This window comes from Mycolicibacterium bacteremicum (genome assembly GCF_002086115.1).
GTDB lineage: Bacteria > Actinomycetota > Actinomycetes > Mycobacteriales > Mycobacteriaceae > Mycobacterium > Mycobacterium bacteremicum.
In genome coordinates this window covers 19,926-39,170 of the sequence record NZ_MVHJ01000020.1, presented here as the reverse complement: position 1 = coordinate 39,170, position 19,245 = coordinate 19,926, and the positions used below count along the sequence as shown (strand labels likewise).

17 protein-coding genes and 2 riboswitches are annotated in these 19,245 nt (G+C 69.3%); of the genes, 15 read left to right on the top strand and 2 right to left on the bottom strand.

Annotation, left to right across the window (positions count from 1 at the left end):
* Positions 1–475: 475 nt before the first annotated feature.
* The 13 genes from BST17_RS20275 to gcvP all read left to right on the top strand — a co-directional run bounded on the left by BST17_RS20275 (position 476) and on the right by gcvP (position 14,379).
* Positions 476–1,468 (top strand): TRAP transporter substrate-binding protein, encoded by a 993-nt coding sequence (locus tag BST17_RS20275; protein WP_165762315.1) that lies wholly within the window; start codon positions 476–478, stop codon positions 1,466–1,468.
* Positions 1,465–2,256 carry a maleate cis-trans isomerase family protein gene (locus BST17_RS20270; protein ID WP_234807748.1) on the top strand — a complete coding sequence of 264 codons (792 nt, stop codon included), beginning with the start codon at positions 1,465–1,467 and terminating at the stop codon, positions 2,254–2,256. The genes BST17_RS20275 and BST17_RS20270 overlap by 4 nt, the downstream gene beginning before the upstream one ends.
* Positions 2,256–2,828, top strand: a complete 573-nt coding sequence (locus BST17_RS20265) for a TRAP transporter small permease (protein ID WP_083060701.1) — start codon at positions 2,256–2,258, stop codon at positions 2,826–2,828. Before BST17_RS20270 ends, BST17_RS20265 begins: the two co-directional genes overlap by 1 nt.
* Positions 2,825–4,102 carry a TRAP transporter large permease gene (locus tag BST17_RS20260; protein ID WP_207573684.1) on the top strand — a complete coding sequence of 426 codons (1,278 nt, stop codon included), beginning with the start codon at positions 2,825–2,827 and terminating at the stop codon, positions 4,100–4,102. Before BST17_RS20265 ends, BST17_RS20260 begins: the two co-directional genes overlap by 4 nt.
* Before the next feature lie 4 nt (positions 4,103–4,106).
* Positions 4,107–5,030 (top strand): LysR family transcriptional regulator, encoded by a 924-nt coding sequence (locus tag BST17_RS20255; protein WP_234807747.1) that lies wholly within the window; start codon positions 4,107–4,109, stop codon positions 5,028–5,030.
* Between the two features lie 141 nt (positions 5,031–5,171).
* Entirely contained in the window at positions 5,172–6,002 is an 831-nt protein-coding gene (locus tag BST17_RS20250; protein ID WP_083060700.1) for an alpha/beta fold hydrolase, read from the top strand.
* Positions 5,999–7,018, top strand: a complete 1,020-nt coding sequence (locus tag BST17_RS20245; protein ID WP_083060699.1) for a putative NAD(P)H-quinone oxidoreductase, PIG3 family — start codon at positions 5,999–6,001, stop codon at positions 7,016–7,018. Before BST17_RS20250 ends, BST17_RS20245 begins: the two co-directional genes overlap by 4 nt.
* A gap of 100 nt (positions 7,019–7,118) precedes the next feature.
* The gene (locus tag BST17_RS20240) at positions 7,119–7,646 is read left to right on the top strand and encodes a flavin reductase family protein (protein WP_165762314.1); all 528 of its coding nucleotides are present in this window, start codon (positions 7,119–7,121) and stop codon (positions 7,644–7,646) included.
* Positions 7,643–9,103, top strand: coding sequence for a 4-hydroxyphenylacetate 3-hydroxylase family protein (locus BST17_RS20235; RefSeq protein WP_083060697.1), 1,461 nt, complete (start codon positions 7,643–7,645; stop codon positions 9,101–9,103). Before BST17_RS20240 ends, BST17_RS20235 begins: the two co-directional genes overlap by 4 nt.
* Positions 9,100–9,516, top strand: a complete 417-nt coding sequence (locus BST17_RS20230; protein WP_083060696.1) for a RidA family protein — start codon at positions 9,100–9,102, stop codon at positions 9,514–9,516. Before BST17_RS20235 ends, BST17_RS20230 begins: the two co-directional genes overlap by 4 nt.
* Complete coding sequence (locus BST17_RS20225) at positions 9,513–10,187, top strand: DUF1028 domain-containing protein (protein ID WP_083060695.1); 675 nt, start codon at positions 9,513–9,515, stop codon at positions 10,185–10,187. The genes BST17_RS20230 and BST17_RS20225 overlap by 4 nt, the downstream gene beginning before the upstream one ends.
* A complete protein-coding gene (locus BST17_RS20220) occupies positions 10,177–11,307 on the top strand; it encodes a M20 family metallopeptidase (RefSeq protein ID WP_083060694.1) in 1,131 nt (376 codons plus the stop codon). Before BST17_RS20225 ends, BST17_RS20220 begins: the two co-directional genes overlap by 11 nt.
* A 14-nt stretch (positions 11,308–11,321) precedes the next feature.
* A riboswitch (glycine riboswitch) is annotated at positions 11,322–11,419 on the top strand.
* Positions 11,420–11,515, top strand: a riboswitch (glycine riboswitch). It abuts the riboswitch before it with no gap.
* A gap of 35 nt (positions 11,516–11,550) precedes the next feature.
* Positions 11,551–14,379, top strand: a complete 2,829-nt coding sequence (gene gcvP / locus BST17_RS20215; protein ID WP_083060693.1) for an aminomethyl-transferring glycine dehydrogenase — start codon at positions 11,551–11,553, stop codon at positions 14,377–14,379.
* A 63-nt stretch (positions 14,380–14,442) separates the two neighbouring features.
* Here the strand turns inward: gcvP and BST17_RS20210 are convergent, their stop codons facing one another.
* Complete coding sequence (locus BST17_RS20210; RefSeq protein ID WP_083060692.1) at positions 14,443–14,865, bottom strand: winged helix-turn-helix transcriptional regulator; 423 nt, start codon at positions 14,863–14,865, stop codon at positions 14,443–14,445.
* A gap of 57 nt (positions 14,866–14,922) precedes the next feature.
* Here BST17_RS20210 and BST17_RS20205 point away from each other — a divergent pair, with 57 nt between their 5' ends.
* On the top strand, positions 14,923–16,317 hold the full coding sequence (locus tag BST17_RS20205; RefSeq protein WP_083060691.1) for an MFS transporter: 1,395 nt from the start codon (positions 14,923–14,925) through the stop codon (positions 16,315–16,317).
* Positions 16,318–16,327: 10 nt separating this feature from the next.
* On the top strand, positions 16,328–17,179 hold the full coding sequence (locus BST17_RS20200) for an endonuclease/exonuclease/phosphatase family protein (RefSeq protein WP_083060690.1): 852 nt from the start codon (positions 16,328–16,330) through the stop codon (positions 17,177–17,179).
* Here BST17_RS20200 and BST17_RS20195 read toward each other — a convergent pair.
* Entirely contained in the window at positions 17,176–19,245 is a 2,070-nt protein-coding gene (locus BST17_RS20195) for a vWA domain-containing protein (protein WP_083060689.1), read from the bottom strand. The two genes, BST17_RS20200 and BST17_RS20195, sit on opposite strands and share 4 nt — an antisense overlap.

The following is a 19,245-nucleotide window of genomic DNA, read 5'->3' as shown; positions in this document are numbered from 1 at the left end:
GCGTGTCTGCGGCACCTCGCGCGGTGTGTCGCGACTCCTTCTCGCACGCTCGCCGGCTCGGCCGTGCCGCATCGCGGTCCCGGAGCCGACGCCGTGAGCATGGCGTTGGCCACATTCACCGTCGATGATGTTGGTCACCATGGCCGTGGACACGGAGCCGCGGCCATCCGGACCGGCATCGGCCGATGTCCGCCAGCAGGGCTTTCGCGCTCGTGGCACCCTCCGATCGGCGACCGCCAACCCAGTAGTGAACATCGGCTGTGTTACGCCGGCGTCACGTCGAAGTGACCACTGCTGCAGTTAATTTCGTGTTACGGGGCATCTGTTTGACAGATGCAGACGCTCGCTTTTGACTGTTTGACGCGGTCCAGTCGTCATCGGAATCTTGACTTCATCGCGTTGGCATCGGCGCCGGCCCGGATCTTCAGTCACACCCGAAACCCGTTGGGCCCACGAGAGGAATATGATGAAGTCATTGGCGAAAGCAGTCGCGGCATGCGGTGCGGCCACCGCGCTGGTGCTGGCCGGATGCGCCAACTCGAACGAAAGCTCCTCCGGTGCAACGACGTTGACGCTCGCCGTGGAGACGAGCGCGGGAGATCCGTTGGCCGACATGCTGTTGGCCTTCGCCGACGAGGTCGAGAACGAACTCGGTGACTCCGTCGAGCTCACCGTGCAGACCGGTGGCGCGATCGGCGACGAGGAGGCGGTGCTGCAGGGGCTGCGCGCCGGCGCGATCGACGTCGCCGCGGTGAGCGGCTCGGTGGCCAACCTGGACCCGAACTTCACCATCATGGACATGCCGTTCCTGTTCACCGACCGCGACACGGTGGTCGAGTTCCTGGACGGCCCCTTCGGTGACGAGCTCAGCGAATCGCTCGTGGGATCGGTGGGCGCGCGTGTCATCGGCTTCGGGGAGAACGGTTTCCGCCAGATCACCAACAATGTGCGCCCGATCAACACCTCCGCGGACCTGGCCGGCCTGAAGATCCGCGTGCCGGGCAATCCGGCCCGCGTCGCGCTGTTCGAGGCACTCGGCGCCGCGCCCACCCAGATCGACATCGGTGAGGCCTACCTCGCGCTGGACCAGGGTGTGCTGGACGGTCAGGAGAACCCGCTGAAGGTCATCGACGCGTTCTCCTTCTACGAGAAGCAGCGCTACCTGTCGCTGACCTCGCACATCTACAGCCCGGTCTACCTGACGGTGAACGAGGACACCTGGCAGGGGCTCGCACCGGAGATCCAGCAGGGCCTTCAGACGGCCGCCGCCGCGGCCGCGGCCACCAGTCGCAGCGCCGGCGCCGCGGCCGATGAGCAACTGCTCTCCAAGTTCGAGGCGGCCGGTGTGCAGGTCAACGAGGCCGACGTGAACCAGCTCAGCGAGGCGGTCACCGGCGTGCGCGACGAGATCGCCGCCGAGATCCCCGGTGACTTCGCCGACCGCGTGCTCGCCGAGTACCGCCAGTGACCCCGGTGCGCTCCGGCAGCCGCCGCCGTCCCCAGCTGCCGCTGGGCGCGCTGAACACCGCGACGCGGATCGGGCTGGTGTACATGGCGTCCAGCACGCTGATGGAGGCCGAGATGTACGCGATGGCGACCCCGGCGGCCACCGTCCACACCAGCCGCGTCACGCTGCCCAGCGTGACCGTCGAGGGTATCGACGCGATGATGCGGTCACCGGAGCTGCGCACCGCGACCGAGCTGGTGGCCCAGGCGCCGTTGGATGTGCTGGTCTTCGGCGGGACCAGCGCCTCCTTTCTGCACGGCACCGCATGGGATCGCATGCTCATCGGCCACCTGGAGCAGTGGAGCGGCCTGACCGGCCGTTGCACCACCACCTCGACCGCCAGCATCGCCGCGCTCACGGCCGTCGGGGCCGGCACCATCAGCCTGGTCACGCCGTATCGCCAGGAGGTGATCGACCGGGCCACCCGCTTCTTCGGCGAGAACGGCCATCCCGTGGTGGCCTCGGTCGGCCTGGGCATCACCAGCGATCACGAGTTGGCCGAGGTCCCGCTGGAACGCGTGTACGACCTGGCCTGCGAGACCGACACCGACGAGGCGTCGGCGGTGTTCATCAGCTGTACCAACTTCGCCAGCGTCGGCGCGATCGCCGCGCTGGAGGCCGAATTGGGCAAGCCGGTGATCAGCGCGGTGCAGGCCTCGTTCTGGTACGCGCTGCAGGTCGCCGGAGCGCACGCCGCGCGGCCTGGCTTCGGATCGTTGCTGGACACCCGGCTGGGAAGCGAACGCTGATGCTCAGAAAAGACCACCAGCCCATTGCCGAACCCACCGACGTGGCGATGCAGCTGGACTCCACGTTCGGCGTCGACCCCACCCCCGGCAGCCGCAAGCTGATCGACCGCACCCTCGAAATACTGTGCGCCGCAATGCTCGCGTCGATCACCCTGATCCTGTTCGCCAATGCGGTGCTGCGCTTCGCGTTCAACTCACCGCTGGGCTGGACCGAGGAGCTGGTGACCGGACTGATGCTCTGGCTGACCATGCTGGGGTTCACCCTGGGGGTGCGGCGGCGCGAATCGATCGAGATCCGGGCTTTCGTCGGCCGGTTCCCGGTGCGCGTCCAGGTATGGCTCAAGCTGGCCACCGACCTGCTGACGGCCGCCGTGCTGCTGCACCTGGCCTGGTTCGCCTACCTGTATGTCACCAAGTTCGGTGGCGACCCCAGCCCGTATCTGCGGCTGCCCAAGGGATTCTTCCTCGCCGCGCTGCCGGTCGGCGCGACGGTGGCCGCCCTGGTGGTGCTGTTCCAACTGCCCGGTTGCCGCGCGGCCCTGCTGCGACAACTGGAGGAGGACGAGTCGTGATCCTGACCCTCACCCTGGTGGCGATCGTCGGGCTGCTGCTGCTGGGCACCCCGCTGATCATCGCGATGGCCAGCGGGGTCGCGGTCTACGCCACCCTCGGCGGATCGTGGATGCTGCAGTACCCCCAGCAGGTCACCGACGGGATGAGCAGCTTCGTGCTCCTGGCGATGCCGTTGTTCATCCTGGCCGGAGTGGTGATGAACGCCGGCGGGGTGGCCGAGCGGGTATTCGCCTTCGCCCGAGCGATTTTCGGCTCGCTACCGGGTGGGCTCGCCCAGGTCGACGTGTCGACCAGCCTGTTCTTCGGTGGGATGGTCGGCACCTCGGTCGCCGACCTGGCCGGCACCGGCTCCACCCTGATCCCGCAGATGAAGAAGCACGGCTACCCGGGTCCCTACGCCGCGGCCGTGACGGCTTCGTCCTCGGGTATCGGCCCGCTGATCCCGCCGTCCTCGCCGATGATCCTGTACGCCGCGGCCACCGGGACCTCGCTGGGCGCCCTGTTCCTGGCCGGCATCATCCCCGGGATCATCCTCACCGCCGTGCTGATGGTGGTGGTGGCCGTGCAGGCCCGGCGCAACGGCTGGGGGGAGAAGATCCCGTTCAGCTGGCGCGAGGTGTGGCGCACCTTCCGCGGTGCCTTCCTGGCCTTCGGGGTGCCGCTGCTGGTGGTGCTCGGCCTGACGATGGGTGTCTTCACGCCCACCGAATCCGGCGCGTTCGCCGTGGTGTACGCGATCGTCATCTCTGCGGTGGTGTTCCGCTCGCTGGGGCCGCGCAGGCTCTACCGGTGTCTGGTCGAGGCGGCTGTGCTGACCGGTGAGGTCATGCTCATCGTGGGTGTCTCGGTGGCCCTCGGTGCGGTGCTCGCCATGGCGGGGCTGCCCAAGGCGCTCACCGACTTCGCCACCACCATCGTGCCCGGTGACGCCCAACTCGGATACGTGCTGATCCTCACCGTCGTGGCCATCCTGGCCGGCATGTTGTTCGACCCGCTGATACCGGTGATCATGCCGGTGATGCTGCCGACCATGCTGGCCGTCGGGATCGACCCGGTGTACTTCGGCGTCATCATCGTGCTGACGGTCATCATCGGACAGGTCACCCCGCCGGTGGCGATGTCACTGGTGGTCGCGGCCAAGATCGCGCGTGTCGACGCGTGGCGGGTGTTGCGCGCCAACACCCCGTTCCTGATCGCCACGGTGGCGGTGCTGCTGCTGGTGATCTTCGTCCCGGCGCTGGCCACCTGGTTGCCGACGGCGCTGGGGGAGTGAGGCGGTGACCGGGGTGGATCAGCTGCGCGGCATCTCGCTGACACAGCTGCGGTATTTCATCCGGGTCGCCGAACGCGAGAGCATGACGCGCGCGGCCGAGGACCTGTTCGTCGCACAGTCGGCGGTGTCCTCGGCCGTGGCGCACCTGGAGAAGGAACTCGGTGTGCAGCTGTTCATCCGCAGGCATGCCAAGGGGCTGATCCTCACCGCGGTCGGCAAGGAACTGCTGCTGCGGGCCCGGCAGACGCTCACCGCGTTGGCCGAATCCCTGGAGTCGATAGCCGGTGAGTCGCAGGCGTTCTGGGGACCGCTGTCGGTCGTGTGTTTCAGCCCGATCGCGCCGTTTTACCTCCCGGCCATCCTGGCCGGGCTCAAACGCGACCACCCCGGCCTGGAGGTCAACGTCACCGAGGCGGTCGCCGGTGAGGTCGGCGAGTATCTGGAATCCGGCCGCGCCGAGGTGGCGCTGACCTACGATCTGGCCCTCGGCGACGGTATCGGGCGCGATGTGCTCGCCGAGATCCGGCCCTACGCCGCCCTTCCGGCCGGGCACCGGCTGGCCGGCGCGGACAGCGTGCGGCTCGCCGATCTGGCCGACGAGCCGATGATCCTGGTCGACCTGCCCTACAGCCGTGACTATTTCATCGGGGTTTTCACCGAACGCGGTCTGCAGCCCAATGTGCAGTACCGCTCCAGTAGCTATGAGACCGTCCGCGCCATGGTGGCCCAGGACCACGGATACAGCCTGTTGCACCAGCGGCCGGCGACCGACAGCACCTATGCGGGCGGCAGCGTGGTCGCCGTGCCCATCGCCGATGATGTCGTGCCCTTGCGCGTGGTGGTGGCCGCATTGCAGTCCATGCGAATGAGTCGCCGCGCCAATGCCTTCGCCGAACGGTGCCGGGCGGTGGTCACCGCAGCCGGGTGATCCGGACGCACCCGCAGCATCGCCGTCGCAGCTGCATTGCATCTGCTGATCCGATGCAGCGCAGCATAATTCACTGTTTGCCAGCCGTGGCACCGGTGGCCTTGGATCGAAGCAGCACACAGATCCGGAACTGGAGGCCAGGTGAGTGGCGGCGAGCTGACACCGATGTACGTCGAGACGCGGGCGGGACGGCTGCACGTCGTCACCAAGAACGGGCACACCGACCGGCCCTGTCTGGTGCTGCTGCACCAGACCCCGCGCAGCTGGGACGAATTCGCGGCGGTGGCCCATCTGATCGAGGACTACCGGCTGGTCATCCCCGACCTGCCCGGTTACGGCGCATCACCGGCTCCGCACGAGAACACGATCGAAGCCGCCGCCGACGCGGTGGCGGCCCTGCTCGATGCGCTGCGCGTCCCGCGGGCCCATCTTGTCGGCCACCACTTCGGCGGCCTGGTCGCCTACCAGTTGGCGGCGTCGGATCCCGACCGGGTGCACTCACTGGTGTTGTCCTCGACGCCGTTCATCGATGAACAGGAACGGCTGCGCCGGCGCACCGCTGCGCCCTTCAACGCCGTTGCCGCGCAACCGGACGGGCGCCATCTCGCGGTGCTGTGGCAGCGTCGCGCCGAGTACCTGGCCACCCCCGCCCCGGCGGTGCAGGCCCGCTACCTGCGTGATGTGCTGGCCCACCCGGACCCCGACCGCGGTCACGCCGCGGTTGCGGCGTACCGCTCCGAGGACCGGCTGGGCAGCTATCGGGGCCCGGTGATGTGCCTGGCCTCGGCGCGAGACCCGCGGGCCTTCCCACGGCGGGCAGCCATCATGGCCGCCTTCCCGCAAGCCACCGAACACGTCATCGCCCAGGGCGATATCGCCACACCCGAGACCTGTGCCGCCGAGTTCGCCGCCGCGGTGCTGGCCTTCCACGCGGGTCTGCGGGCGGGCCGCGGAATCGAGGTGGGGTCATGAGCGCGATGGCGGCGGCGGTACTCGCTGATCCCGGTGGGCGGCGACCGCTGCGCATCGAGAGCCGCCCGATCCCGGGGCCGGGGCCGGGCGAGGTGCTGGTGGCGGTGGGTGCCTTCGGCCTCAACAACGCCGAGCTGCTGCAGAGCGCGGGCGTGCTGCCGGCACCGCCCGGCGGGGTACCCGGCCTGGAATGCGCCGGCGTCGTCGTCGCACTGGGGCCCGGGGTGCACGCTGTGCGCACCGGTGACCGGGTCGCGGCGCTGACGCGGGCGGGCTCCTATGCCGAGTACGTCACCGTGACCGCCGACACCTGCCTGCCGCTACCGGACGATCTGGATCTCTGCGTGGGTGCTGCGCTGCCGGAGGCGGCGGCCACCGCGTGGTGGAACCTGGTGCACCGCGGCCGGTTACGGACCGGTGACCGGGTACTGGTGCACGGTGCGGCCGGAGGTGTCGGCTCGCTGGCGGTGCAACTGGCCCGCGCGCTGGGCGCATCGGTGACCGGCACCGCCCGCGGCCCGGTGAAGACCGCGCTGTGTCGCGACCTCGGCTGCGATGCGGTGATCGACTACGCCGAGCAGGACGTGTTCGACGAGGCCCGACACCTGCGACCGGACGGGTTCGACATCATCCTGGACAACCAGGGCGCGCCCACGGTGCCCGCCAACATCGGTGCCCTTGCCCCCGGGGGACGGTTGGTCATCGTCGGGGTCGCCGGCGGCAGCCAGGCCGCACTGGACCTCGGGGCGCTGATGGCCGGCGGCGCCGAGATCTCTGCTTCGAGTCTGGGTCGGCTGCCCGATCCGGTGCGCGCCGCGATCTGTCGCGAACTGCGCACCGAAGTGCTGCCGTGGGTGAAGGACCGGGACATCTGGCCGGTGCTCGACGAGCAGGCCTTCACGCTGACCGAGATCGCTGCCGCGCACAAGCGCTTCGGTGCCGGTGACCGGGTCGGCAAGGTGGTGGTGACGACCACCGAAGGTATCTCCAAAAGCGATGTAGATCAACGGATCTAACTCTTTGTCAGATGACCCCGGCCCGGGCAGCATGGTGTGTGCGGATACCGACGCTGTCATCCGCGGCTCCCGCCCCGAATCCGAAACGCGAGGCACCCCCATGAAATCCACCCTGTCATCCGTCGACGCCCGGGCATTCATCCGGGCGATCAGCTGCGCGGCGACGCCGGTGACGATCGTGACCACCCTGGCCCACGATCTGCGTTGGGGTCAGACGGTGTCCGCCGTCAGCCGGGTATCCGACGAGCCCGCAGTGCTCGGGGTGTGCATCAACCGCCGCAGCCCCATCAACGCGGCCATCCGACACAGCGCCGATTTCAACGTCTCCCTGCTCGGCCCCGGCCATCACGGCACCGCCGACACGTTCGCCGGCCGCCGGCAAGCCGGACGGGAGCCGTTCACCTTCGACGACACGCAGTGGGGCCCTGGCCGCAACGGCCTTCCGGTCTACACCGACAGCGTGGCGTCCTTCGAATGCGGGCTGCTCAGCGTCACCGATGTCGGCTCCCACCATCTCTACCTCGGTGAGGTGCGGCATGTCGCGCACACCGATGCCGAACCGCTGCTGCACCTGCGCGGCAGCTACCGCACCCTCTCGGCCCACCACATGGAAGGACAGCACGCATGATCAAAACCGGAGACGAGTACCGCGCGTCCATCGACACCGGGCGCGAGATCTACATCGACGGTGAACAGGTCCACGATGTGACCAAGCACCCGATGTTCGCCCCGATCGTCGACATCCGGGCCCGGATCTACGATCTGGCCCACGACGCGGCCACCGCCGACGTGATGAGTTACGTCGACGAGAACGGCGAACGCAACTCGATCGCCAACAAGATGCCGCTGACACAACAGGATTGGATCGACAAGCGGGCCGCGATCGACCTGGTGCTGGACGAGGCGGGCGGTGTGGTGACCCGGGTCGGTGACGAGACCATCGGCGAGATGTGGGCGCTCTACGACGGCCAGGACGTCCTCAACGAGGTCGACCCCCGCTTCGCCGAGAACATCCGCAGGCACGTCAAGCTGGCCGCCTCCGGCGACCCGTTCCACATCTCGGCCAACACCGATCCCAAGGGCGACCGCTCCAAACGCCCGCAGGATCAGGACCCGGACATGCTGCTGCATGTGGTCCGGGAGACCGATGACGGCATCATCGTGCGCGGCGCCAAATACGAGACCGCCGCTCCGTACGCCACCCAGGCCTACACCAAGCCGACCATCGCGAACTGGGGTGATGCCAAACTCTCCGACTATGCGGTGGGATTCATCGCCGATCTGAACGCGCCGAACCTCAAGTTCATCTGTCGCACCGGCTTTGCCGGCCGTCGTGACGCCGCGGACTACCCGCTGTCGAACCGGGTCGACGAGGTCGAATCGCTGGTCATCTTCGACAATGTGCTGATCCCGTGGGACGACATCCTGTTCTACCGGCACACCCGCGCAGCCACCTTCGTGCGTAGCTGCCTGCACCGCTACAGCGCACTGCCCTATGTGCACCGCTCGATCCGGTTCGCCGACCTGATGATCGGCGCTGCGCTGCACAACGTGCGCCAGACCGGCCTGGACAACAACCCGGCCGTCCAGGAGAAGCTCGCCACGCTGGCCTGCTATCGCGAGGGGATCGACGCCCATCTGACCGCCGCCGTGGCCACCGCCGAGACCAGCCCGGGCGGGCTGCTGATGCCGAACCAGTCGCTGCTCTACGCGGGCCGGGTGTGGGCACAGACCCAACTGCCGCAGATGATGCACACCGCGCGCGAGCTGTGTGGCGGGCAGATCTGCATCACCCCAGATTCGGCGACCTTCGGCGTGCCCGGTGCGGCGCCGTGGCTGGAGAAGTATTACTCGATCACCGACGACTGGCAGGCCGAGGACCGGCGCAAGCTGCTGGCTTTCGCCCGCGACCTGCTCAACAGCGACTACGCCGGACACCGCCTCACCTTCCAATTGTTCGCCCAGGCACCGCCTTTCGCGCACTACCAGGCCGTCTACCGCAATTTCGACTTCGACGGGCCGCTGGCCATGGTCAAGGCCGCCGCCGAACTGTCCGACCGGGTGGACGGTGCGGCGAAGCCATGACCCACGTGCGAATCAGGCCGTTCAACACCCGTGACACCTACCCTGAGCAGGACATCGACAACGATCTGTGCCAGGCCGTCGTCGCCGGGGACACCATCTATCTGCGCGGCCAGATCGGTCAGGACCTCGACACCGCCGCCAATGTCGGCGTCGGCGACGTGACAGCCCAGACCGAACAGGCGATGGCCAATATCGCGATGCTGCTCGGCGAGGCCGGCGCGGCTGTCGACGACATCGTGAAAGTGACTGTCTATCTTGTCGATCCGCGCTATCGCGAACCGGTGTACCGGGTCATCGGACGCTGGCTCAAGGGTGTGCATCCGGTCTCGACCGGGCTGGTGGTCAGCGCGCTGGCCCGGCCGGAATGGCTGGTCGAGGTGGATGTCATCGCGGTGCGGCAGCGGGCGTCATGACGTTCTCGATGGCGGCGCTGGACCGCGACACCGGGGCGTTAGGCATGGTGATCGCCTCCTCGTCACCCGCGGTGGCCGCACGTTGCCTGAACATCCGACCGCACCTGGGGGCGGCGGCCAGCCAGAACGTCACCGACCCACGGCTCGGCGGGCTGCTGCTGGACCGGCTGGCCGCCGGCGACGATGCCCGGACCGCACTGGAGACCGTGGTCGAGGGCCACCCGCTGCGGGACTACCGGCAGCTGACCGTGCTCGACCGCGACGGCCGCACGGCCGCCTTCAGCGGTGCCGGCGCGCTCGGCACCCACCACCACGTGGCCGGCGACGGAGTGGTCGCTGCGGGAAACATGCTCGCCGGCCCGGCCACCATCACCGCACTGGTCGCCGGCTACGAGGCCTCCGATGCGCAGCAGTTCGAACGAAGACTGCTCGACGGGTTGGATGCCGCGCTGGCCGCAGGCGGGGAAGAGGGGCCGATCCACGCCGCGGGCCTGTTGGTCTACCGGGATGTCGGATGGCCCGAGACCACGCTGCGGGTGGACTGGGCCGAAAACCCGGCCGCCCGGCTGGCCGACTTGTGGGCGGTGTGGGAACCGCAACGTGACGACTACGTGCGGCGGGCCCTCGACCCGGCGGCGGCGCCGAGCTTCGGTGTGCCCGGTGACCTCTAAACAGCTCGCCGGGGAGTACCTGGCCGCCCACTGGGACCTGGTCCGCGGGATCAGCACGACGCTGCACGCCGACCCGGAGCCGGCCTGGCAGGAGTTCCGGGCCCACCGGATGCTCACCGCGGTGCTGGCCGAACACGGCTTCGGCGTCGATACCCGCGCCGGCGACCTGCAGACGGCGTTCCACGCCCGGTACGGCACCGGTCCGCTGCACGTCGCGTTCATCGCCGAATACGACGCCCTGCCGGGCCTCGGGCACGCCTGCGGGCACAACCTGATCGCCGCATCGTCGATCGGCGCGGCGCTGATGGTGCAGCACGCCGACCGCGGACAGGCCCTCACCGTGCACGTCATCGGTACCCCGGCCGAGGAGGGCGGCGGCGGCAAGATCCACCTGCTCGACGCCGGGGAGTTCGACGGTCTCGATGCCGCGCTGATGATGCACCCGGGCCCCGTCGACGCGCCACGCGCCGAGCCGATGGCGGTGGCGCACTGGCGCATCTCCTATCGGGGCGTGGCCGCCCATGCCGGGGCCTACCCGCATCTGGGGGTCAACGCCGCCGACGCATTCACCGTCGCCCAGGTCGCCATCGGCCTGCTGCGCCAGCAGCTGCCGCCGACCACCCGGGTGCATGGTGTGGTCACCGAGGCGGGTACCGCACCGAACGCGATCCCGGACACCGCGACCGGCCGCTGGTATGTCCGGGCCCGCACGCTGGCCGACCTCACCGGGATCGAGGGTCGCATCCGCAACTGCTTCGCCGCCGGCGCGCTGGGCACCGGCTGCGAGTTGGACATCGAGCTGGAGTCCGCACCGTATGCGGAGTTCCGCACCGACGAGGAGTTGCTGGATCTGTTCATCGCGAATGCCGCGGCGGTCGGCCGCGATATGACCGCGGAGCCGGCCGAGGGGGCCGCGGCGATGCGGACGGCCTCGACGGACATGGGCAACGTGTCCCAGGTGGTGCGGGCCATCCACCCGTATCTGGGCATCGGCTCGCTACCGGCGGTCAACCATCAGCGCGAGTTCGCCGACGCCGCGGTGGGCCCGTCGGCCGAGGCGGCCCTGCGTGATGGCGCCACCGCGCTGGCGTGGACGGCACTGGATCTGGTGAACCGCTAGAATCGGTCGCGTATCGCCCATGCGCGGGAGAGTTCCGTGGCCGCCAGCCACGGACGCCGAAGGAGCAACACCTCTCCGTCAACCTCTCAGGCCCCCGGACCGCGCACGGCCACGATGCCTCTGGAAAGCGGTGCCCCGCGCACCCGCCCATGGGGAAAGGCCCGGCTTTCGGGCTGAATCTCTCAGGCACCCCGACAGAGGGAGAGGACGTGGCTGTCTGCGCCCTCGACCAGGGGAGATCTCGTGTCTGTTGACCAATCCGGTTTCGTCGCCCGCCACATCGGGCCGGACTCCGATGCCATCGCCACCATGCTGGGCGTCATCGGCGTCGGTTCGCTCGACGAGCTGGCCGACAAGGCGCTGCCGGCCGGCATCCTCGATGCGGTCGGCGCCGACGGCATCGCACCCGGCCTGGAGCAGCTGCCGCCGCCGGCCACCGAGGAAGAGGCGCTCGCCGAGCTGCGGGCGCTGGCCGACGCCAACACCGTCGCGGTGTCGATGATCGGGCAGGGCTACTACGACACGCTGACCCCGCCGGTGCTCACCCGCAACATCCTGGAGAACCCGGCCTGGTACACCGCCTACACGCCCTATCAGCCCGAGATCAGCCAGGGCCGACTGGAGGCACTGCTGAACTTCCAGACCATGGTCAGCGATCTGACCGGTCTCGATGTGGCCAACGCCTCGATGCTCGACGAGGGCACCGCCGCCGCCGAGGCGATGACGTTGATGCACCGGGCGGTGAAGGGTCCGTCCAACCGGCTGGCAGTCGACGCCGACGTGTACGCCCAGACCGCCGCCGTGCTGGCGACCCGTGCCGAGCCACTCGGCATCGAGATCGTCACCGCCGACCTGAGCCAGGGCCTGCCCGAGGGTGACTTCTTCGGTGTGATCGTCCAGTTGCCGGGGGCGAGCGGACGCATTCAGGACTGGTCGGATCTGGTCGCCGCGGCCCATGAGCGCGGCGCGCTGGTCGCGGTCGGCGCCGATCTGCTGGCCGCGACGCTGATCACCCCGCCGGGGGATTTCGGTGCCGATGTCGCCTTCGGCACCACGCAGCGGTTCGGTGTGCCGATGGGATTCGGCGGACCGCACGCCGGCTATCTGGCCGTGCACACCAAGCACGCCCGCCAACTGCCCGGGCGGCTGGTCGGGGTCTCGCTGGACGCGGACGGATCATCGGCCTACCGGCTGAGTCTGCAGACCCGCGAGCAGCACATCCGCCGCGACAAGGCGACCAGCAACATCTGCACCGCCCAGGTGCTGCTGGCCGTGATCGCCGCCATGTACGCCAGCTACCACGGCGCGGCCGGACTGACCGCCATCGCCCGCCGGGTGCACGGCCAGGCCGCCAAGATCGCTGCCGGCCTTGGTGATTCGGTGGTCCATCAAGCGTTCTTCGACACCGTGCTGGCCAACGTTCCCGGGCGCGCGGACGAGGTCGTCGCCGCCGCCAAGGCCGCGGGCATCAACCTGTGGCGGGTCGATGCCGACCACGTGTCGGTGGCCTGTGACGAGGCGACCACCGACGCGCACGTCGACGCCGTGCTGGCTGTTTTCGGTGTCGATGCCGCCGAGCCGGCCGGGGTCGATATCGAAACCCGTACAACGGAATTCCTGACCCACCCGGCATTTCACCTGTACCGCACCGAGACCTCGATGATGCGGTATCTGCGCTCGCTGGCCGACAAGGACATCGCCCTGGACCGCAGCATGATCCCGTTGGGGTCGTGCACGATGAAGCTGAACGCGGCCGCGGAGATGGAGCCGATCACCTGGCCGGAGTTCGCCAAGCAGCACCCGTTCGCGCCGGAATCGGACAACCCGGGCCTGCGCCGGCTGATCGCCGATCTGCAGGCCTGGCTGACCGGGATCACCGGCTACGACGAGATCTCGTTGCAGCCCAACGCCGGATCGCAGGGCGAGTACGCCGGCCTGCTGGCGATCCAGGCCTATCACCGCGACAACGGCCAGGCCGACCGCAACGTCTGTCTGATCCCGTCGAGTGCGCACGGCACCAATGCGGCCTCGGCGGCCCTGGTCGGCATGCGGGTGGTCGTGGTGAAATGCCGGGCCAACGGTGACGTCGACCTGGATGACCTGCGCGCCAAGGTGTCCGAGCATGCCGAGCGGCTGGCCGCGCTGATGATCACCTACCCGTCCACCCACGGGGTGTACGAGCACGACGTCGCCGACATCTGCGCCGCGGTGCACGACGCCGGTGGTCAGGTGTACGTCGACGGTGCCAACCTCAACGCGCTGGTCGGCCTGGCCCGGCCGGGCCGGTTCGGCGGCGATGTGAGCCATCTCAACCTGCACAAGACGTTCTGCATCCCGCACGGCGGCGGCGGTCCGGGTGTCGGACCGGTGGCGGTGCGCAGTCACCTGGCGCCCTATCTGCCCGGTCACCCGCTGGCCGACGAACTCGGTGACCACTACACCGTGTCGGCGGCGCCCTACGGGTCGGCGTCCATCCTGCCGATCACCTGGACCTACATCCGGATGATGGGTGCGGCCGGGTTGCGGGCCGCCTCGCTGACCGCGATCGCGTCGGCCAACTATGTGGCGCGCCGACTCGACGAGTACTTCCCGGTGCTCTACACCGGCGAGAACGGCATGGTCGCCCACGAGTGCATCCTGGATCTCAACGCCATCACCAAGGCCACCGGGGTCACCGTCGACGACGTGGCAAAGCGGTTGGCGGACTTCGGTTTCCACGCGCCCACCATGAGCTTCCCGGTCGCCGGCACGCTGATGGTGGAGCCCACCGAGAGTGAGAGCCTGGCCGAGGTCGACGCTTTCTGTGACGCCATGATCGCCATCAAGGCCGAGATCGACAAGGTCGGGTCGGGTGTGTGGCCGCGCGAGGACAACCCGTTGCGCGGCGCCCCGCACACCGCGGAGTCACTGCTGGTGACCGAGTGGTCGCATCCGTACACCCGCGAGGAAGCCGCCTACCCGCTGGGCAAGGGCTTCCGGCCCAAGGTGTGGCCCCCGGTGCGTCGCATCGATGCCGCCTACGGTGATCGTAATCTGGTCTGCTCGTGCCCGCCGGTGGAGGCCTTCGCCTGATCCGTCACCGAATGTCGGTACGGGTGCCGGGTTTTCGCAAAATCCGGTACCCCACGCCGACGTTCACCGGTGCGCGGCGTCGAACCGTTCGCGCGCCGCGGCGATATCGGCCTGGTGGCGCTCGGTCCACAGCACCAGTGACTGCACGGTCTGGTGCAGGGTGCGGCCCAGGTCGGTGAGCTCGTAGTCCACCCGCGGCGGTACCACCGGATGCACGGTCCGGTGGACCAGGCCGTCACGCTCGAGCTGGCGCAGCGTGACGGTGAGCATGCGCTGGCTGACGCCGTCGATCATGCGCTTGAGTTCGGTGAAGCGCATGGAGCCGTCATCGAGCAGCGCGATGATGAGCAACGACCACTTGTCGGCGATCCGGTCCAGGATCTGCCGGACCTCGCAGTCCTCCCGCCGGTCCCACTGGAAGGCATCCGGGCAGCAGTCGGTTACCTCGGGGATACCGGCTGACTTCGAAGTGCCTTCTTCCGCCATCGGTTCATGGTGCCTGATGATGTGGTCAGTTACCAATAGGAACCAGAAGGCTGGGGTATGACGACCATCGACACACGCTCACGTATCCGCTCGGCGCTGTTGCTCGCGGCGCTGTGCGGAGCGGCATTCCTGGAGGGCATCGACATCGCGATGTTCAACATCGCCCTCCCGGTGATCCGCGCGGCCCTGGATCTGCCGACCGTGCAGCTGCAGTGGATCGTCTCCGGCTATGTCATCGGCTACGGCGGGTTCATGCTGCTGGGCGGGCGCACCGCCGACGTGTACGGCCGGCGCCGGGTGTTCCTGACCGCACTCGTGGTGTTCATCGGCTTCTCCGCCCTGGGCGGGATCGCGCCCAACGGTGAACTCGTCATCGCGGTGCGCATCATCACCGGTATCGCGGCGGCCTTCCTGATGCCCGCCGGCCTGGCCATCATCACCACCAGCTTTCCCGAAGGCCCGCAACGGGATCGGGCGGTGCTGGTGTACGCGGGGATCGGGGCGGCCGGGTTCTCGCTGGGCCTGGTCGCCGGTGGTGTGCTGACCGCGTTCGGGTGGCGCTGGGTGTTCTTCGCTCCCGTCGCGCTCGCGCTGGTGGTGCTGGCGCTGGCCGCGCCGCTGATCCCACGCGATGTCGCGGCGGCGCAGAAACGCTCGCTGGACCTGCCCGGCGCAGTCCTCATCACCGCGGCGGTGGTGCTCACCGTCCTGGCGATCGAGAACATCGCGCACGGACCGGTTTTCGCCTCGGCGGCGGCCGGCCTCATCGCTGCCGTGCTGTTCGCCGTATTCGTCCACCGGCAACGCACGGCCGCCGATCCGCTGGTACCGCCGGCGCTGCTGCGCAGCGGCGCGCTGATCAACGCCTATGTCGGCGCCGGCTGCCTGGCCGCCGGGTTCATGGGTTTCCAGTTCATCGTCGTGCTCTACCTGCAGGAGTTGCGCGGGTGGTCGGCGCTGGCCACCGCGCTGGCCCTGCTGGTCATCGCGATCGACGCCATCCTGGCCCCGACGCTCACCCCGGTGCTGGTGCGGATCTTCGGCCTGTGGCGCGTCATCGCGGCCGGTATGGCCTTCTGCGTGCTGTCTTTCGCGCTCTTCCTGGGGGTCGAGCGGGACTGGGCCTATCTGAGCATGCTGCCGAGCCTGCTGGCCCTCGGACTGGCGTTTACCCTCGCCTACGGGCCGCTGACCATCGCCGCCACCGACGGCGTACCGGCGTCTGCGCAGGGGTTGACCAGCGGCCTGCTCTACACGACCTTCCAGTTCGGCGCGGCGATCGGACTGGCCGGCGCCACCGCGGTGCAGGTCGCGGCGGTGGCCGGGGGAGCCGACCTGCTCGACTCGTACCGGGCGGCACTGCTGGTGCCCCTGGTGCTCGGCGTCATCGGGATCGCCGTCACAGCGCCGCGCGCGTGGCGCACCCCACGGGAGTGCGCCGCCGCCGCGTAGGTTGTCAGGCATGCAGTGGCTGTGGCCCAACCGGTTCCGTCGCCCGGTCCCGGTTCCGGTCCAGCGGTTCGCCTCCGGTCGGTGGCGCGACACCCGCCCGCGGCCGGTCGACACCCAACGCGACCGGCTGAGCCTGGCCACCTACAACATCTGGTTCAACGACCTGCACGCCCGGCGGCGCTACCGTGCCATCGCCGACGCGCTGGCCACCCGGCCCCCGGACATCATGGCCTTCCAGGAGGTCACCGAGCCGGCCCTGGATGTGCTGCTCGCCCAGCCCTGGATCCGGGAGCACTACCTCAGCGCGGCGGTCAGCGGCGGGCGGATCGGCAACTACGGAATGCTGCTGCTGTCACGCATCCCGGTCGACCGCGTCACCTACACCCGGCTGCCGACCCGACTGTCCCGCGGCTATCTGACCGCCCGGTTCACCATCGCCGGACGGCCGCTGACCGTCATCGGACTGCATCTCGAAAGCGGTAAGGCCGCAGCACAAGTGCGCGACCGGCAGCTGCGTCAGATCGTCGACTCGGTGCGTGGCCACCGCGACGTGGCGATCATGGGCGACTTCAACCTCCGCGATGCCGAGAACGGCATCCTGCCCGCCGACTACCGGGATGTGTGGCCGGCGCTGCATCCCGACGAGCCGGGGTTCACCGAGGACACCACGATCAATCACATGCGCTACGACATGAAGGACAAGCACCGGCACGTGCGGTTCGACCGGGTGCTGCTCAAGGGCGAGCACTGGACGCCGCAGGCCATGACGCTGCTCGGGCGGGAGCCGATCGCCGCGGACCTACCCCGGGTGTTCCCCTCGGATCACTTCGGGGTGCGGTGCACGCTGGTCCGGGTCGGCTAACCGAGCAATTCCGATACCGCGTCGCCCAGCGCCGGATCGGTCGCACTCGGCACACTGCGGTACTGACCACCGCTGGCCTCGGCGACGGCCTCCCAGGTCGCGCGGTCGGGATCGTCACCGATGTTGATGACGTCGACCGCCACCGGGCGCTGCTGGTCGACCGCGCCCCGGATGTAGGAGACCAGTCCGGGGCCGTCGAGGCTGCGGTCGGTGTGCGGGCCGGAGGTGATGACCAGCACCGAATTCGGTTGATCGGGGCGGAAACCGGATAACGCCTCGCCGTACACCAGGCGCAGCGTGGTGAAGGACACCGCACCGCTGGCCGACCCGCCCTGGGATTGCAGGCTGGAACCCAGCGCCGCCGCCCGCGGTGTGCCGCCGACATCATCGCTGAGCGGTCCGGTGGTGATCGCCGAGCGCCCGGCCACCCCGTCGAAGGTCCACAAGCCCACCGCCGCCGACGGCGGAAGCTGCTGCACACGGTCGTTCACCGCGCGGGCCAGGTCGGTCAGCCCCGGGGTGGCCTGGCCGAGCATCACGGTGACGGTGCCGTCCTGCACCGGTGCGGACAACCGGGCGGCCAGCGTGGCCCGCTCGGCCGGATCGCCGAAGGACAGCGGTTGGCCCACCGCCGGGAAGTCGGTGACCGGACTCTCCGGGTTCGTCGCGCCCTCGGCCCGGAAGCCGGCCTCGGCCAGCTTGGTCAGCTGCTCGGGTTTGCGCATGAAGCGGTCGAATTCACTTGCCGCAGTGACCTGCTCCTTGGACAGCCAGTCGCCGCTGAGCAGCACGGCGGGGAAGTCGGCGACCGCCGCCGGACCCGACGGTGTCCAGGCCGCGAGCTTGGCGCCGGCGTCGGCCAGGTTGTCGGCGCGCTGGACCAGCAGTTGCTCGGTGGTGGCGACCGCGTGCACCGGAGCGGCGGCCGGATCGGCGGCATTGACCAGCGCATCCAGCGCGGTCGAGGCCTGGGCATCGGCCAGCTCGGGCTGGGCGCCCATGAGTCGTTGCGCCGCTGCGGCACCGTTGGTGGCGGGCGCGTTCGGCGGGGCCGACGCGGCCGCCACCGCCTCGGCGGCCAGCAGGCCGGCATCACTGTTGCCTGCCATCGGCAGTGCCAGGCGAAGGCCGCCCCAGCCCACCAGGTCCACGCCGTCCAAGCCAGCCGGGTTTGTCTGCAGATTCGGCAGGGCCGACCAATTCTGCTCACCCAACGCGGATTTGAGCTCGGGTCGGACGGCGAGCACGACCGGCGAGCTCACCAGCGAACGACTGTCGATCACGGTTTCCGGTCCGGCCGCGGCTTCCAACCGGGCCTCGGCGGCGGAACTGGCGGGCAGCCACAATGCGGGCTGCGCCCCCAGATCTGCGGGCCACGCTCCGGTGAAACCGTTCACCACGGCCTCGGCGTCGGAGGACTTCACCTCGACCTTGACGCACCGGTCACCGACGCGGGGATTGGTGCCGAGGTAGTCCTGGGCCTGCGCGCCGATCTGTTCGGCGATGGCCGGGTCGGCGACGACGGCGACGGTCACCTCACCTTCGACGCACCGGTCGGCCGAGGCCTGACTGCGGTCGGAGAGCGCGTTGCCGAAGAACTGCCACAGGATCACCGCACCCACCACCGCGACCACGGTGATCAGAGCGATGACGACGCCCCGGCTGACGGTGCGCCGACCGGTGGTCACGGCCCGGTGCGAACCGGTCCACTCACCACTGTCGTATGCCCGCTGCCGTCCGGTGACGGAGAACGCCTGGGTGGGTGAGTCCTCGTCGGCGACCGCCGGGAAACCGCGCGGGGCGGGATCTGGATCCGCATAGTCATAGTCGCCGGGTGCGTCGAAGCCACCCGACGCCCGGTGGTCGTCGGGTGCGTCGTACACACCCGGCGCCGGATACCCGCCGGCCTCGTCGTACCGGTAATCGTCGGTCTCATAACCGAACTCGGGCTGGTCACGCTGCCCGCCCGACGGCCCCGCCGGGGAATCGTCGCGGCGGGGATCGCCGAAGACTCCGGCTTCGTCGTCCGGCCGGTCATCGGGATCGGGAATGCTGTGCCTGCCCAT

What these genes read in the sequence shown, in the direction of transcription:
- BST17_RS20265 (WP_083060701.1), top strand. Translation starts at nt 2,256, where the DNA reads ATGCTCAGAAAAGACCACCAGCCCATTGCCGAACCCACCGACGTGGCG.
- BST17_RS20245 (WP_083060699.1), top strand. Translation starts at nt 5,999, where the DNA reads ATGAGCGCGATGGCGGCGGCGGTACTCGCTGATCCCGGTGGGCGGCGA.
- BST17_RS20240 (WP_165762314.1), top strand. Translation starts at nt 7,119, where the DNA reads ATGAAATCCACCCTGTCATCCGTCGACGCCCGGGCATTCATCCGGGCG.
- BST17_RS20235 (WP_083060697.1), top strand. Translation starts at nt 7,643, where the DNA reads ATGATCAAAACCGGAGACGAGTACCGCGCGTCCATCGACACCGGGCGC.
- BST17_RS20230 (WP_083060696.1), top strand. Translation starts at nt 9,100, where the DNA reads ATGACCCACGTGCGAATCAGGCCGTTCAACACCCGTGACACCTACCCT.
- BST17_RS20225 (WP_083060695.1), top strand. Translation starts at nt 9,513, where the DNA reads ATGACGTTCTCGATGGCGGCGCTGGACCGCGACACCGGGGCGTTAGGC.
- BST17_RS20210 (WP_083060692.1), bottom strand. Translation starts at nt 14,865, where the DNA reads ATGGCGGAAGAAGGCACTTCGAAGTCAGCCGGTATCCCCGAGGTAACC.
- BST17_RS20205 (WP_083060691.1), top strand. Translation starts at nt 14,923, where the DNA reads ATGACGACCATCGACACACGCTCACGTATCCGCTCGGCGCTGTTGCTC.
- BST17_RS20200 (WP_083060690.1), top strand. Translation starts at nt 16,328, where the DNA reads ATGCAGTGGCTGTGGCCCAACCGGTTCCGTCGCCCGGTCCCGGTTCCG.
- BST17_RS20195 (WP_083060689.1), bottom strand. Translation starts at nt 19,245, where the DNA reads ATGGGCAGGCACAGCATTCCCGATCCCGATGACCGGCCGGACGACGAA.